Below are 16,776 nucleotides of genomic sequence, written 5' to 3'. Positions count from 1 at the left end.
CTTTACTCCATTTGACTTTTCAAAATTTCCTCGATTATATCTTCAGTTTTAACTCCATCTGCTAGAGCTTCATAATTTAAGAAAAATCTATGTCTTAGGGCTGGATATGCAACATATTTAATATCATCAAAGGCTACATTGTATCTTCCTTCTAAAGCAGCCTTTACCTTAGAAGTAGCTATTATAGCTTGAGCCGCTCTTGGACTGGCCCCATATCTTATATATTTTTTACTTATTTCTGGTGCATTTTCATATTCATTGTGAGTAGCTAGAACTACCTTTAATGCATATTCCTCTACTGCCTCTGACATTGGTATTTCCTTTAATACTTCTCTTATTCTTAATATCTCATCTCCACTTAACACCTTTTCTATGTCCTCTCCCTTAGAGTTAACTGTTATATTCATTATATCTTTTAACTCTGAAAGGCTTGGAAAGGGTACATATAATTTAAATAAAAACCTATCTAATTGTGCTTCTGGAAGGGGATAAGTTCCATCCATTTCAATAGGGTTTTGGGTAGCTAGAACCATAAAGGGCTCCTTAAGACTATAAGTATTATTTCCTGCTGTAACTGTATGCTCTTGCATGGCTTCAAGAAGAGCTGATTGGGTTTTAGGTGTAGCTCTATTTATCTCATCTGCTAGCACTAAATTTGAGAATATTGGACCTCCCTCAAATTGAAACTTACTATTCCCCTTCTCATCTTTTACTATAATATTCGTACCAACTACATCTGCTGGCATTAGGTCTGGAGTAAATTGTATTCTTGAAAAATCTAAGTCCATTACCTTTGATAAGGTTTTTACTAACTGAGTTTTCCCAAGACCTGGGGATCCCTCTAATAGGATATTACCTCCTGTAAATATTCCTATTAGTACTTGCTCTACTATATCCTTCTGTCCTATTATTGCCTTTCCCACTTCTCTCTTTACCCTATCTATTTTCTCTAAAGCTTCCTTTATATTGTTTTCTTCAATATTCATATCCATGTCCCCCTACCTTTAATCTTCTAGAGAAGAAAAATAAGATTTTATAATATCCTTCATTCCTTCTGGTATATCAAAATCATCTAAACCTTCCATAGCCTTTTCTTTATACTCTCCGATAACATTATTATAAGGAAGCATCTCCCCAAGAGAGCCAACTCCTTTTTTATTTGATAAAGAACTCTGTCCTTCTCCCTTATTATTTACCTTTCCGTTCAGAATTTCTTTCTCTCCCTCTCCCCCCATTCTGTTAGGTTTAAAGATCTTTTCATATTCACGTTCTGATCCTACACCAGGAGGTTTATTTCCTATTCCTGATCCATAGCCTGAAATCCCTTCACTGCCATTACCACTTCCAGATCCTGCTCCTCCACTACCTGTTCCTGAGCCCCTACCACTTCCTGTTCCGCTTCCACTGCCCATAGAACCTGGTCCATTTCCTCCTCCTGAACCTGATTTATTTCCTAAGCTCTTACTTATTGATGCCATGATTCTTTCATTTCCATCATCATCTAAAGCACTTTCTAGCGCACTAAGGCTTTCAGATAGCTCTCCATTATCTCCATTAGATAAACTTTTAGATACGGATTCTAATGCTTTTGCCAAGCTCTCTTTCTCAATATCTTCTCCTTCTTTTAAATCTTTAGCTAGCTTTTCCTTTTCTTCCTTTGAAAGCTTTTCTAAGTCATTTTTTAATTTATCAAGTACTTGTTTTAACTCTTCCTTATTATTATTTTTAAGTGCACTTGCTAAATCCTTAGTAGAGTTATTTTTATTAAATTTATCATATAGAGCATTAAGGTTTTTATCTGAATCCTTTTCTAATTTTTTTAATGACTTCTCTACAGCCTTTGCTATATCTTTTTCTTTTTCTGCTTCTTTTATATCCTTCTTAAGAGTTGATAACTTTGCTAGTAACTTATCTTTTTCTACCTTTGAAAGTTTCTTATCCTCTCTTATTTCTTTCTCTAACTTCTCTACCTTCTTTATCTCTTCCTTTTTATCCTTATTTAAGGCATGTATTTCTTCTGCCCTTTTCTCTTTAGAATTAGGTATCATATAAGAAATCCCTGTAATAAAGAATAATGATAGTATAATATATAGATACCTTTTATTAGGTTTTAGAGAGATTCCCTTCTTATATTGAAGATTTTTAAGTCTATCTAATGTATCTTCCACTAATAAGTAACTATATGGATTACTTGAATCTACCTCCATAGAAGACACTACTCTTTCTTTAAGCCCTAATGCGTCAACAGTTAAAGCAACCTCTTTATAACTTGGCATTTTGTATAAAGAATATATTAATGCCCCTATTGCAAATATTATAAATATATATATTCCATATCTAAAAGGTCTATATATAGGTACAATTCTAGCTATTATAGATATTGCAATAGTTAATCCTAAGGTTATCATCATTGCTAAAGCAATATTCTCTATAAACTTTTTAATAAATATTCTTCTTTTTACCCTTCTTAAAATAACCTTTATAGCTGTTACTTTACTCTTCAAGCTTCACTCCTCCATATAAAGAATTATTGATAAATTACTATAAGTTATCCTAAACTTTCCTTGAGTCATTTACCTTTTTAACTTTTTTCTTTTTTATCCTTCTATTTTTAGGATTTATCTTATAAGAACTTAAGAATATTAAAATAGCTGATACAGCTAAATTTATTATCATATTTATATGCCAAAGCTGTAATCCTCCACTGCTTACTTCAAGGCCAGGTATTATTCTTCTAAAGTTCTCGCCTAACTGATCAAACATTAAAGATATAAATGCTATCCCTGGGTTCAAATAATGGAGCCAAAATGTTCCACTGTATTGCTGGTTATTCATAACATATTCAGGCATAACATATATGCTTATATAAGCAACAGATATAAAAAATATTACTACATAGAAAAATATTATAGTTACATAAGACATTACATTAGAAACTGTGGTTTTCTTAAATACAGTAGAAAAAAATATTCCAGCACTTCCAAGAGTTATGGCTATTACTAAATAAAATAATCCTAATTTTATAATATCTAAGAATCCTATTCCTCCAAATACAAATACCAAAGATAGTATAGGTATTGAAGATACTATAAGAAGTATTACTTGGCTTAATGATGCACTAAGTTTTCCTAAAATTATAGAACTATATCTCATATCCGTACTTAATAATATATCTAAGGTTTGTTTTTCTCTTTCTCCTGATATAGCCCCAGCAGTTAAAGTAGGTGCTATAAGAGTAATAAGTCCAAACTGTATTCCTGATATAACTGCATATATCATAAATAAAGATTTTGCTCCGCTATCTCCTCTGGCTGCCTTAAGAATAAAGTAAGCCACTACCATTAAAACCAGGTTATATATAAATATGGTTATTGGAGTCTTCCACCCTCTCATTCTTACCTTAGCTTCCTTAAGTAAAACTGGATTTATACTTAAACTTTTCATAATTATGCCTCCTTTGTAACCTTTAAGAATATATCTTCTAAGTTACCATCTATCTCTGAGAAGGAAACTAAAGGTACTCCCCCTACAATTAATCTATTTAATATTTTACTTAAAGCTTCTTCATTTCCATTAGATAAGAACTCAATTTCATTACTAGTTTCCATAGTAATTAATTCTTTTATATCCGTTTCTTCTTTTAAAAGCTTCTCTGCTAAGTCTAAATTATTTAATGCTTTTAATTTAATTTTCTTACTGCCATAAACTTGAAGCATTATTTCCTCAACAGTGCCTGTGACCACAAACCTTCCTTTTTCTATAATTCCAAGGCTACTACAAAGCTCTGAAAGCTCTGATAATATATGCGAACTTATTATTATAGTTTTACCCATGGACTTTAAGGTCTTTAATATTTCTTTCATTTCTATCCTAGCCCTTGGATCCATTCCTGATGCCGGTTCATCTAACACCAAAAGATCTGGGTTATGAACAAGGCTTCTAGCAAGACAAAGCCTTTGCTTCATACCCCTTGATAGAGAGTCTACATAAAAATCTCTTTTGTGGGTAAGATCTACAAGCTCTAAAAGGTCATTACACACCTTCTTTGCCTCTAATCCCTTTATTCCATATATAGATGCATAAAACTCTAAATACTCTGTAACCTTTAAATCATCATATACCCCAAAGAAATCTGGCATATATCCTATCTTCCTTTTTAATACCCTAGAATTTTTAAGAGCATCTATATCATCTACATAAACTTGTCCTGATGTAGCATCTAAAAGTCCACATATTATCTTCATTGTGGTACTTTTTCCTGCTCCATTAGGTCCAACAAAGCCAAATATCTCTCCCTTTGGTATTTTTAAGTTTAAGTTATCCACTGCCTTGAAATCATCATAGTATTTACATAAATCCTTTATCTCAAGCACCTATTTCACCTTCCCCTTTATCCCAACTCCTGGTATTTCACAATATCCATTATTTAGTTCAACTTTTATCTTAAACTTATTATCCTTTAACACATTTTTTAATCCTTCTTCACTAAAGGTAATACTACTAACTTCCTTCCAATCATTCTCCTTATTATCAAAATAGGTTATTGTAGTGTTAGGATCTTTATTAGCACTTTTTAATGTCATAAGATGAGACACTTCAATATTATCTTCTACTTTATAAGTAAGAGTTGCACTTCCATATCCACTAATTGATGAGTTTCTCTTATCTAGCATAACTCCCTTTTCTTTATCTATGTCAAACTTCACCATTCCTTCTGGATAATAAACATTACCACTGTCATCCTTATAGGATATTTCCCCTTTTGATTTTATAATTGAAATATCACTAGTAATAGCCTTAGAATTATTTATACTAATATCCCCTAAATATTTATCCTTAGTAAAAGCTATTATCATGCACTCATCTATAGCATCTCCCATTTGATTTCTAAATAACATCTCCATCATTCTAGACTTTTTAAACTCCTCTGAAGTATCATTAAATGGCCTTATATTATTAGTACTTCCAAAAGAATTATATGCAAGTTCATGATAGTATTTTACTTTTGTAGGTTTTTCTAAACTCTTCTCTTCACCTTTTATTAAGTTCCCTACGTCAAAATATCCTGAAGGAGTAACTACAAATACTGATTCTAAATCTAGGTCTGTATTATTTTTAATATTTCCTTGAAGCTTTCCCTCATTAAAAGACAATTTACTATCTATTTTACCAATCTGAATTGGATTAAACTTAGTTTTAAACATCTTATCTTCTATTAAGTTTTTATTCTTAAAAACTAATTCTGAATCATTTAACACTTCCATATCTATATTTTTATATTCAACATTTTTAGCTTGATCTCCGCCCTCTGGAACTACTGGTATTAAATTATTATCCTTATAAGAAACTCTTAAGTCTTGTTTTCTTGTATCTAACACTTTACCATAGCTGTCCCCACTTAAAATCCCATCATTATTAAGACTTAAAACAGAACCTGTGGTTAAATTAACACTATTCTTATTAGCTATAAATAAGGTTGTATATACTATTACAGAAAACACTACGGATATTACTGGTACTGTTATCCACATAAGTTCTCTCTTATCCATCTTTTTAAGGACTATATAGCTTATTGGAGCCACTAAAATTAAATATATTATAAATATTATTTTTAATACACTCTGTTTCTCCTTAGGAACTATTTCTTGCCCTCCAAGGATTTGTGATATTGACCAAACCTCTCCCCCCCTATTTTCATATCTTTCTTTGACTCCAGTTATGCTATAATAAGTTCTATATAAAATATCCTCATTATATTTATAATCTGACACAGGACTTATCCCAAAAGAAAAACCAGCTATGACAATTTTTCCTTCCCCTTTATTCATATACTGAATAACTGGACTTTCCTTTCCTTCTACTAATATTTCTTTATTCTCAAGTTTTATATTTGCTACCCTTAAATTAAGCTCATCATTGCTTTTTCCATCAGTTATAAACTTTGATAACTTATCTGTTGATACATTTTCTAATTTATCTACATTTCCCTTAAGAAACTCATCCTTAAATACCCCTAAGGTTTTTTTGTAATTATCTCCTGTTCCAATATAAAGGATTCCTCCGTTATTAACCCACTTTTTTATGGACTCATATTGACTAGAGGAAAGCTTAGAAGTATCAAAGTTATCTATTAATATGGTTTCAAAGTTCTCTAAAGTTTCTGGATTATCCGGAAATTTTTTTTCATTGAATTCTATAATCTTTCCCTTTAATGTACTATTATTATTTTGAATATTGGGAATTTTATTAAAGTAAGATACACTATTAATATCATCACTTAATACTCCAATTAAAGGATCTTGCTTATATGTAAACTTAAAGTCCTCCTCATATACTATAGAATCTTTGTTTTTAATCACTACCTTATAATTAGGATTGGGGTTCGTAACCACATCTATTCTAATATCTTTTTCTGAATCCTTTGACATACTAAGGTCTTTTTTATAGGAAATAGCTTTATATCCACCCTTTATTAAGACCACTTCAACACTTCCTTGTATGTCTTCTCCTAAGTTCTTAATTTTTATATTCACTGGTGTCATTTCGAAAATCTTTGACTGTTTATCAAAACCACTGGTTACCTCGGCCTCTAAATCCTTTGCTAAAGCTGACTTAAATGGAAACACTATGACATATAAAAACATAATAAGTAAAATAACTCTTAGTCCCCTTAATTTTTTCATTTAATTATTCTCCCCCGTTATCTTTGCAATTATTTACATTTTAATTATATCATAGCAATTTTTCCTATTCTAATTAAACCTTTCTTAAATTTCTTAAGACTTTCTTACAAAAATAACCGCACTAAATTTAAAAGTGCGGTTTTAAAATCATATAATTTAATATAGTGTTTTTATATAATTTTAAAGATTAAATGGTTTCTGTCTTTCAAAGTAATCATTAACTTTCCCAATATTTGAGTACATTGGAGTTTGATCTGGTGGCATTAATCTTACAATTTCTTTATGAAATCTTCTATAGTCCCTATTGAATGTTCCATTGTTCCATACCTTCAATAGCTTTTCTGTAAATAATCCGTTTACATCTCCATCGCTTGATAATTGATTATCTTGGCAACCTGATATTAATTTAACTGTACATTGTAAATTGTTTTTATTTGGTTTTGATATATTAGAATACTTATCCCTATTGATTTCATATTCACCTTGTGTAAATTCTCTTGGTAAGAATCTATAAGTTATACTATCTGTGCTATTTCTTCCTTTAGGTAAATTATAATTCTCAGCTTTGCTTATAGTCCCACTATGACATGAATCTGACAAAAGTATTATTCTTACATCAGCTTTAAATGATTGCCATAGGCTATATAATTCATCATCTAGTAATTGACCATTATATAAACACCATGTTTCATCATAACTATCATCTTCATCATTATTTAAATCTTTTATCTGACCACCATGCCCTGAGTAAGATAAGAAAAATATATCTCCTTCATCTAATGCCTCTGCTGACCTTTTTATTTCATTTATAACTGCTTCTTTCGTAGCTGATTCTGTTAATAGCACCTTCGTTTCATTATATTTTAAATATTTTGCTATATTTGACATAGAATTAGCATCATTTTCACATCCCTTTAAAGCTCCATTTCCTCCATAAACCTTAGGGTCTATTGAATTTAATCCTATATGCAAAGAGATTCCTTTAGTCATAGTCATCCTCCTATTATTGAAATAAATAATATCTTTATAGACTCTAACTATTATTACCCTAAACTAACATATTTATTAAACACTTCGCTTTCTTAATTAGATTTGAATAAATTAATTTCATTCTTGTAATAATTGATTTAATATTTTATATGCTATAATTTTAAGTCATCTGTTATGAGTATCTTAAAATCTACCTAATACAAAAAAATTAAAATAAAAAGGAATAAAACTAAGTAATTCTTAGTCTTATTCCTTAATTAATATTGTCCTATCTAACTTGACTTCCTGTTGGTAAGTCTCCTGGAATAGATACAGTAAATAGCTTAGAATCATCATCAGTAGATGCTGCCAGTATCATACCTTGAGATAATTCGCCTCTTAATTTAACTGGCTTTAAGTTAGCTACAAGAACAACATATTTTCCAATTAAATCTTCTGGCTTATAATACTGAGATATTCCTGAAATTACTTGTCTTTCTTCTCCATCTAAATCAACCTTTAATTTTAAAAGTTTCTTTGCCTTTGGTACTGGTTCACAGTGTATTACCTTAACCACTCTTAAATCTATTTTATCAAAATCATCTATGGTTATTTCTTCTTTTAAAGGCTTCATAGAAGGCTTTACCTCTTCCTTAACTGATTCAGCCTTTAAAGCCTCAAGCTCAGTAAGCTTAGCTTCTACATCTATTCTTGGGAATATAACCTCTCCCTTATTAACTTTAGCTCCTCCTTGAGTACCATCAAAGGCAGATAAACTATCCCATGTAGCTACATCTACATTTAATTGTGCCTTTATCTTCTCAGAAGTAGAAGGTAAGAATGGAGATACAAGAACAGATATAAATCTTAAGCTTTCAAGAAGATTATATAGAACCGTTCCTAGTCTTTCTTTCTTCTCCTCATCTTTTGCAAGTATCCATGGAGTTGTTTCGTCTATATATTTATTAGCTCTTCCTACTAAAGTCCATATATGAGAAAGTGCTTCAGGAATCTTTAAGTCATTTATAGAATTTTCCACATTCTTTGGAGTAGCTAAAGCAAGATCTATAAGTTCTTTGTCTATTTCTTCCTTAACTAAAGGACTTTGTATTACTCCTCCAAAATACTTATCCACCATTGCTATTGTTCTTGAAAGAAGATTTCCAAGATCATTTGCAAGGTCTGAGTTAATCTTCTTTATGAAAGTTTCATTATTAAATAATCCATCTGCTCCAAATGGTATTTCTCTTAATAAATAATATCTTACTGCATCCACTCCAAAGTGATCTACAAGTACTACTGGGTCAACCACATTCCCCTTAGATTTTGACATCTTTCCTCCATCTACAAGAAGCCATCCATGACCAAATACTTGTTTTGGAAGTTCAAGTCCTAATGCCATAAGCATTATAGGCCAGTATATAGTATGGAATCTTAAAATATCCTTTCCTATTAAATGAACATCTGCTGGCCAATACTTTTCATAAAGCTCTTTATTTTCACTTCCGTATCCAAGAGCTGTTATATAGTTAGATAGAGCATCTATCCAAACATATACTACGTGATCATTATCGAACTTTACAGGTATTCCCCAATTAAAGGATGTTCTAGATACACATAAATCTTGAAGACCTGGCTTTAAGAAGTTATTTACCATTTCATTCTTTCTTGACTCTGGTTGTATAAACTCTGGATTTTCTTCTATATGCTTTATAAGTCTATCTGAATACTTACTCATTTTAAAGAAGTAAGCTTCTTCCTTAGCCTTTTCAACTGGTCTTCCACAATCTGGGCAGTTACCATTTACAAGTTGAGTTTCCGTCCAGAAGGATTCACATGGAGTACAGTATAATCCCTCATAAGAAGATTTATATATATCTCCTTGGTCATAAAGCTTCTTAAATATATCTTGAACTGCCTTAATATGATAATCATCAGTGGTTCTTATGAACTTATCATACTTTATGTCCATAATGTCCCAAAGTTTTCTTATACCACTAACTATTTCGTCTACATACTCCTTTGGAGTTACTCCCTTGTCTTCAGCTATTCTTTGAATTTTTTGACCATGTTCATCTGTTCCTGTTAAAAAGAACACATCATATCCTGCCAATCTTTTAAATCTAGCTAAAGCATCTGCTGCCACTGTTGTATAAGTATTACCTATATGAAGGTTTGCAGATGGATAATAAATTGGTGTTGTTATATAATACTTTTTCTTATTACACATAATTATCTTCTCCTTATTCTTTTTAATAATATTCTACTTTTCTTATATTTTGCTCCATTTAATAGATTTATAAAATAAAGAGCTTAATACCAAGGTGTTTTTAGCTCTAAATAAGTCTTAATTAAAAGAAATACTCATAGCTACTTCTAGAAAGCTTTCTACTGATTCTTATTCTAACTCTAAAAAGTCTTAGGAAAAAATAGTAGAAAATAAAAAAGTCTCTATGTAAGATTAACCTACATAGAGACGTGTATACGCGTTACCACTCTAATTTATGTTTTTGTCACCAAAAACACCTCAATAAGTGACTCTATCCTATCACCTTAAATGATATGACTTTTATCACCGTACAATTTAACGGTTGCACCCGTACCTTTCTAAAGAATATATCTCTCAAAAGGTATGCTCCAAGACCATCTTCATAAAATTTCTAGTCACTGGCTCTCACCAAATCCAGCTCTCTTTAGACCTTCCATAATACTACTCTTCTCTTCATTGCACTAATTTAATAATTGAATTTATTAATTCCATCATATGAAATTAAAAGTCTAATGTCAATATATATTTTATTTAAATACCTTTTAAGTTTATATTCTATAGAAATTAAAAGTTAAATTATAAAATTTCTACTTAAACATAATTTACCTATAGTAAAATTCCATATGCATTTAATATAGTTTTATACTATAAGCTATTTTTTCTCCATAAAAGCTTCTATTTCTTCTACAGTTTTTATTATATCCTTAGAAAGATTTTCACATCCATCCTTAGTTACAAGAATATCATCCTCTATTCTTATGCCTATGCTTTCTTCTTCTATATAAAGACCTGGCTCTACTGTAAGTACCATACCTTCCTTAAGTTCTACGTCACGTCTTCCTACATCATGAACATCTAATCCTAAATTATGACTTACTCCATGGTAATAGTATTTAGAAAGTTCACTATCTTCCTTTATAATTCCTAGTTCTTTTAATCCCTCTGCAAGAACCTTCTTAGTTACATTATTTAAGCTCACAAATGGAACTCCTGGCTTTATTGCCTTTATGGTTTCAAGCTCTGCTTTTAAAACTATATTGTAGATTTGTTTTTGTCTTTCAGTAAACTTTCCATTTACAGGGAAGGTTCTACTGATATCTCCACAATAATAATTATGTTGAGCACCTAAGTCAAATAATATTAAATCGCCATCTTTAAGATCATCCTCATTAGAAACATAGTGTAATACTGTAGCATTTTTTCCTGATGCTGCTATAGTATCAAAGGCAACATCCTTAACTCCATTCATATTTAAAACAAAGTTAAAATATGCTTCTAATTGATACTCCTTAATTCCAGCCTTACTATTTTTCATTAAGGATTCTATTCCTTCTTTAGTTATTTCTATAGCTTTTCTTATTTCATTTACTTCATCTTCATCTTTACATACTCTAAGTTCGCAGATTGCATTATAAATATTCTTTATACTTACGTAAGGATATTTATCTTGAAGCTTCTTTGCAAAATCTTCACTATAGCTTGTTACATCCTTAAATCTATCTCTTTCTAAATCTAAATTTACATTATATATATCACTAGCTATTGAAAAATGAACATCTTTTTTAAAGTTCTCTACATATCTTATATCTTCAATTCCTGAAAGCTCCTTTGCTTCTTCCTTAGAAATAGTCTTTCCAACCCATTTTTCCATAAAAGGATCAGCATTCTTTATATATAGGCTCTCAGTAAGATTTCCATCAAACTTTTTCACTGCCACATAAATAACACTATCTTCATCTATTCCAGTTAAATAATAAAAGTTTCTGTTAGGTGTAAATGCATACTCCTGGTCAGCAGATTTCTTCTTAGGATGACCTGCAAATAATATTATCATTGAACCATTATCTACTGTATCAAGTAAAGCCTTCCTATGTCTTATAAATGTATCTTTATTCATATATAACCCGCCTCTCTTTAAAATCTCTATAATAATTGTACTTTAAAACCATATTTTTATCCATATTTTTGAACAAATTATTAAAGAATAAATTTTATAAATATTATTAGTTGACAACTATTATTATTTAATATAGAATAAAAGCATAAAATCAATTTATTGATTTATCCCTTTTTACAAGAGGAGAATTTAGATATGCTTGATGATATTTTAAGGTTAGATAATCAGCTTTGCTTTGCAATATATGCATGCTCAAAAGAGATAATAAGGTTATATAGACCTTATTTAGAACCCCTAAATTTAACATACACTCAATATATTACTTTACTGGCTCTACTTGAAAAAGATGAGGTTTCAGTAAAGGAACTTGGAGATAAACTTTATCTTGATTCAGGTACTCTAACACCCCTACTTAAAAAGTTAGAGGAGCATGGTCATATAACACGTACCCGTTCTAAAGATGATGAACGTAAAGTAGTTATAAGACTTACTGAACCTGGCAGATCCCTTAATGAGAAGTTTAAAGACATTCCAAATGGTATCTGTTGTGATACTGGTCTATCTTCAGATGAGATATCAAAGCTGAGAGATCAGGTAAAGTATGTTCTAAATAGTATTAAAAATAATTGATTCCATTTTGATTCCCCTATACATTTTATCCCCTAAAATGTATAAGACGGCAGTGTCCCCCACTGCCGTTTTTTATTTAAAGCTAAAAAGGCTAGCATATATGCTAACCTTTTTAATTTTACTCAATAGCAATAAGTCTCACACTTATTATACTGTCCATCTTTTCTACGCTACTTATTAAATTTTTTATATCTGTATCCATTTTAGATATATCAAAAGTTATAGTAACGTTGGCTGCATTATTTAATGGAATATCCTGACTTATTGTTAATATATTCCCCTTAAACTCTGCTATTCTATCTAATACCGTAGAAAGTACACCTTCCCTATGACTCAGTAACAAACCTATAGTGGCCTTTTGACCCTTTAGTCCTTCTGAAACAATAAATACATTATCCTTGTATTTATAAAATGTACTTCTACTTATACCTACCTTCTTTACCCCTTCTGATATGTCCTTAACCTTCCCAGTATAAATTAGTTCTTTTACTTCTATAACTTTTTCAAAAATTTCTGGTAAAACCTTGCTGTTAACTATTAAAAATTTTTCTTCCATTTCATCACCTTTTATATGGTAACATAAACTCCCTTAGCTGAAAATAAGCAAAGGGAGTTATTTTAATTTATAATAACTATCTTATATTTAATTTGGTTTTTAGTTTTAATAACATATCCTCAGTCATAGAGGATAAGTCATACTTAGTTTTGAATCCCCACTCTTCTTTAGCACAGGTATCATCAATAGAATCTGGCCATGAATCTGCTATTCCTTGTCTTATAGGATCTACATCATAGGTAATTTCAAAATTCTTTATATGCTTTTTGATTTCTGCTGCTATTTGTGAAGGTTCAAAACTCATTGCTGTTATATTAAATGAGTTTCTATGGATTAACTTACTTGGGTCTGCCTCCATAAGATTTACAATTGCATTTAAAGCATCCTCCATATACATCATATCCATATAAGTTCCTTCTTTTATATAACAGTTATACTTTCCTTCTTGTAGAGCCTTATAGTATATATCAACTGCATAATCGGTAGTTCCACCACCTGGTTCTGCTACATAGGATATAAGACCTGGGAATCTAACTCCCCTTGTATCCACTCCAAACTTTTTATAATAATAATCACATAAAAGTTCTCCAGAGACCTTTGTAACTCCATACATAGTTGCAGGTCTTTGTATAGTATCTTGAGGTGTCTTTATTTTAGGAGTACTTGGTCCAAAAGCACCTATAGAGCTAGGTGTAAAGAATGCACATTTATTCTCTCTTGCTACCTCTAAAGCATTAAATAGTCCTCCCATATTTATTTCCCAAGCAAGAGCTGGTTTAGCTTCAGCAACTGCAGAAAGTAAAGCTGCTAAATGTATTATACTATCACAGTTATGTTTTTTAACTATCTCTGCCATAGATTTTCCATCTAAAACATCTAATACCTCAAAAGGTCCGCCCTCTATTACACTAGAGTTTTCTATTCTTCTTATATCTGTGGCTATTACGTTATCATTACCATATATGTTTCTTAAATGTGGTACAAGTTCAGATCCTATTTGTCCAAGACATCCAGTTAATAGTATTTTCTTCATCTTATCGCCCCCGTAACTCTCTATATAATTTAATAATACAAACTATTCAATAATTCCTAGTTCCTTACCAACCTTTGCATATATAGCTAGCGCATCATCAAGCATTTCTTTAGTATGTGCTGCCGTCGGCATATTTCTAACTCTTCCTGTACCAAGAGGTACTGTTGGGAATACTATAGATTTAGCATATACTCCCTCTTCAAACAATCTTCTACTAAAGTTTTGTGTTAATTTTTCATCGCCTATAATACATGGGGTTATTGGAGTTTCACTATGTCCTATATTAAATCCTAATTCTTTTAAGCATTTTTTAAGGTATCTTCCATTTTCCCATACCTTTTCAACAAATTCATGATTATTCATCATTGTATCTATAGCTTCTATACATGCAGCTGCAGCTCCTGGAGTTAAAGATGTTGAGAATAGGAATGGTCTTGCACGAACTTTAAGCCAATCTATAAGATCGCGAGATCCTGCTACATATCCTCCAACCACTCCTATTGCCTTTGAAAGTGTTCCCATTTGAAGATCTACTTTATGGGATAAACCAAAATGTTTAACTGTTCCTGCTCCTTCTCCCATAACTCCTGAACCATGAGCATCATCTATATAGGTTATTAAGTCTAGCTCTTCTGCAACTTGAACAAGTCCTGGTAGATTAACCACATCTCCATCCATTGAGAATACTCCATCACTTATAACCATTATTTTTTCATAAAGGCCGCTTTCTTTTGCTTCCTTAGCCTTAGCTCTTAAGTCTTCCATATCATTATGCTTATATCTTATTACCTTAGCTCCAGATAACCTACATCCATCTATTATAGAAGCATGATTTAATTCATCAGAAAGAATAGCATCTTTTTTTGTCATAACAGCCTGTATAGCTCCCATGTTACAATTAAATCCTGATTGAAATGCTATAGCTGCTTCTGTGTGTTTAAATTCTGCAATTTTATTTTCTAAGTCCCTGTGTATACTTAAGGTTCCATTTATGGTCCTAACAGCACCTGCACCTACTCCAAATTTTTTAGTAGCTTCAATTGATTTATCTATTAAATTTTTATTAGTAGCAAACCCAAGATAGTTATTTGAAGATAGATTTATAAGTTTTTTATCCTCAATATCTATTATAGGCCCATTAGCTCCTTCTAATATATTTATCTCATTGTATAAACCTTTGGATTTTAAGTCTTGTAAATTTTCATTAAGAAATTTGTCTAAAGCTTTACTTCCCATGGTTATCCCTCCTTAAAATATAGGTGTCTTCTTGCTGCATACATTTAATAATAATTGTCTTTAATCTCATTATATCAAAGTTCTATTATAGTTGTTAAGTCTAATTTTTCTTAATTTTCTTAGTTTTATCCCCTATATATCTGATTTTATCTGTAATTCTCTCTAAATCTAAACCTTTTCCCTAGGTATTATAAAATATTTCTTTACTTTCTATTGAAATATTAAATATAATACTTTAAAATATATAGAATATTATTATATAAGAGGATTTATCCTCTTTATTTTTTACTCAAATATGTCCGCATTGGACAAACATCTGTTTAGGAGGATTGTTATGAAAAAACTTGGACTCATACACAAATTAATAATTGCACTAATTTTGGGTATTTTAATAGGGCTAGTAGCTCCTAACTTTATTATTAGAATACTTGCAACTTTTAATTCTATATTTGGAAGCTTTTTAGGGTTTTCTATTCCACTTATTATAATAGGCTTCATCGTAGCTGGAATTGCTGACTTAGGTTCCTCAGCTGGAAAGCTTCTTGGAATTACTACACTTATATCTTATTTATCAACTGTAATGGCAGGGTTAGTAGCATATATTGCATCCATTAACATATTCCCTATCTTTATAAATATGTCCTCAGTAATGACCACAGAAAATCCTGAAGAAAAACTTCTAAAACCATTAATTAAATTTTCTTTAAATCCAATTATGGATATAACCTCTGCTCTCTTAATTGCATTCTTACTTGGACTTGGAGTTGCATCTATAAAAGGTAAGACCTTATATAATATATCTGTTGAATTTCAAGAAATTATGCAAAAACTTATTAAAAATATAATAATCCCCCTTCTCCCTATACATATAATGGGTATTTTCTCAAACTTAACTTATAGTGGAGAAATAGTTAAATTATTATCTTTATTCTGGAAGGTATTTTTGGTTATACTTTTGCTACATTTACTTATGATAGTTATTCAATTTTTAGTAGCATCTATTATAAGCAGGAAAAATTTCATTGATCTAATAAGAAATCAAATTCCACCCTATATAACTGCAGTGGGAACCCAATCCTCTACTGCAACTATACCTGTAAACTTAAAAGCTGCTGAAAAAAATAAAGTTTCTAAAGGAATAAGAGACTTTGTAATACCTTTATGTGCTACTATACATCTATCTGGTAGTACTATATCAATAACCTCTTTATCCATAGCTGTAATGCTTATGAATAATATGCCATTTACTTTTAGCACAATGCTAGGGTTCATTGCTATGTTAGGTGTAACAATGGTGGCAGCTCCTGGGGTACCTGGTGGAGCTATAATGGCTGCCTTAGGTCTTCTTCAATCTATATTGGGATTTAATGAAGCTTTATTATCATTAATGATTGCTCTTTATGTAACCCAAGATAGTTTTGGAACTGCTTGTAATATATCAGGAGATAATGCAATATCTATTATTGTTGACTCTATAAATTCAAAACTAAAAACTAAATAAAA

Annotated in this window: 13 protein-coding genes and 1 other annotated feature; of the genes, 2 read left to right on the top strand and 11 right to left on the bottom strand. The window is 30.7% G+C overall.

Going from position 1 to position 16,776, the window contains the following annotated elements; all coding sequences use genetic code 11:
* Positions 1–2: 2 nt before the first annotated feature.
* The 8 genes from BR69_RS0106830 to BR69_RS0106795 all read right to left on the bottom strand — a co-directional run bounded on the left by BR69_RS0106830 (position 3) and on the right by BR69_RS0106795 (position 11,818).
* The gene (locus BR69_RS0106830; protein ID WP_027632520.1) at positions 3–986 is read right to left on the bottom strand and encodes an AAA family ATPase; all 984 of its coding nucleotides are present in this window, start codon (positions 984–986) and stop codon (positions 3–5) included.
* An 18-nt stretch (positions 987–1,004) separates the two neighbouring features.
* Positions 1,005–2,504 (bottom strand): hypothetical protein, encoded by a 1,500-nt coding sequence (locus BR69_RS21790; RefSeq protein WP_027632519.1) that lies wholly within the window; start codon positions 2,502–2,504, stop codon positions 1,005–1,007.
* Between the two features lie 49 nt (positions 2,505–2,553).
* Complete coding sequence (locus tag BR69_RS21115) at positions 2,554–3,444, bottom strand: ABC transporter permease (protein WP_051623525.1); 891 nt, start codon at positions 3,442–3,444, stop codon at positions 2,554–2,556.
* Between the two features lie 2 nt (positions 3,445–3,446).
* The gene (locus BR69_RS0106815) at positions 3,447–4,373 is read right to left on the bottom strand and encodes an ABC transporter ATP-binding protein (protein ID WP_027632518.1); all 927 of its coding nucleotides are present in this window, start codon (positions 4,371–4,373) and stop codon (positions 3,447–3,449) included.
* The gene (locus tag BR69_RS0106810; protein WP_027632517.1) at positions 4,374–6,683 is read right to left on the bottom strand and encodes a hypothetical protein; all 2,310 of its coding nucleotides are present in this window, start codon (positions 6,681–6,683) and stop codon (positions 4,374–4,376) included.
* Positions 6,684–6,863: 180 nt separating this feature from the next.
* Positions 6,864–7,673, bottom strand: a complete 810-nt coding sequence (locus tag BR69_RS0106805) for a caspase family protein (protein ID WP_027632516.1) — start codon at positions 7,671–7,673, stop codon at positions 6,864–6,866.
* Positions 7,674–7,941: 268 nt separating this feature from the next.
* On the bottom strand, positions 7,942–9,882 hold the full coding sequence (metG, locus tag BR69_RS0106800) for a methionine--tRNA ligase (protein ID WP_027632515.1): 1,941 nt from the start codon (positions 9,880–9,882) through the stop codon (positions 7,942–7,944).
* 239 nt (positions 9,883–10,121) lie between these two features.
* Positions 10,122–10,387 (bottom strand) — a binding site (T-box leader).
* Between the two features lie 186 nt (positions 10,388–10,573).
* A complete protein-coding gene (locus tag BR69_RS0106795; RefSeq protein WP_027632514.1) occupies positions 10,574–11,818 on the bottom strand; it encodes an aminopeptidase P family protein in 1,245 nt (414 codons plus the stop codon).
* 195 nt (positions 11,819–12,013) lie between these two features.
* Between BR69_RS0106795 and BR69_RS0106790 the strand changes: the two genes are divergently transcribed.
* Positions 12,014–12,448 (top strand): MarR family winged helix-turn-helix transcriptional regulator, encoded by a 435-nt coding sequence (locus BR69_RS0106790; RefSeq protein WP_027632513.1) that lies wholly within the window; start codon positions 12,014–12,016, stop codon positions 12,446–12,448.
* Between the two features lie 118 nt (positions 12,449–12,566).
* Here the strand turns inward: BR69_RS0106790 and BR69_RS0106785 are convergent, their stop codons facing one another.
* The 3 genes from BR69_RS0106785 to BR69_RS0106775 form a co-directional block, all read right to left on the bottom strand.
* Positions 12,567–13,004, bottom strand: a complete 438-nt coding sequence (locus BR69_RS0106785; protein WP_027632512.1) for an ACT domain-containing protein — start codon at positions 13,002–13,004, stop codon at positions 12,567–12,569.
* Between the two features lie 76 nt (positions 13,005–13,080).
* A complete protein-coding gene (locus BR69_RS0106780; protein WP_027632511.1) occupies positions 13,081–14,037 on the bottom strand; it encodes an L-threonine 3-dehydrogenase in 957 nt (318 codons plus the stop codon).
* 42 nt (positions 14,038–14,079) lie between these two features.
* The gene (locus BR69_RS0106775) at positions 14,080–15,273 is read right to left on the bottom strand and encodes a glycine C-acetyltransferase (RefSeq protein WP_027632510.1); all 1,194 of its coding nucleotides are present in this window, start codon (positions 15,271–15,273) and stop codon (positions 14,080–14,082) included.
* Positions 15,274–15,607: 334 nt separating this feature from the next.
* Between BR69_RS0106775 and BR69_RS0106770 the strand changes: the two genes are divergently transcribed.
* Complete coding sequence (locus BR69_RS0106770; protein WP_027632509.1) at positions 15,608–16,774, top strand: dicarboxylate/amino acid:cation symporter; 1,167 nt, start codon at positions 15,608–15,610, stop codon at positions 16,772–16,774.
* Positions 16,775–16,776 lie beyond the last annotated feature (2 nt).

It is taken from the genome of Clostridium hydrogeniformans DSM 21757 (assembly GCF_000686705.1).
In the GTDB taxonomy this organism is placed as follows: Bacteria; Bacillota; Clostridia; order Clostridiales; family Clostridiaceae; genus Clostridium_Z; species Clostridium_Z hydrogeniformans.
Note: the sequence above shows the minus strand (reverse complement) of the source record. Positions and strands in the feature narration are given on the sequence as shown.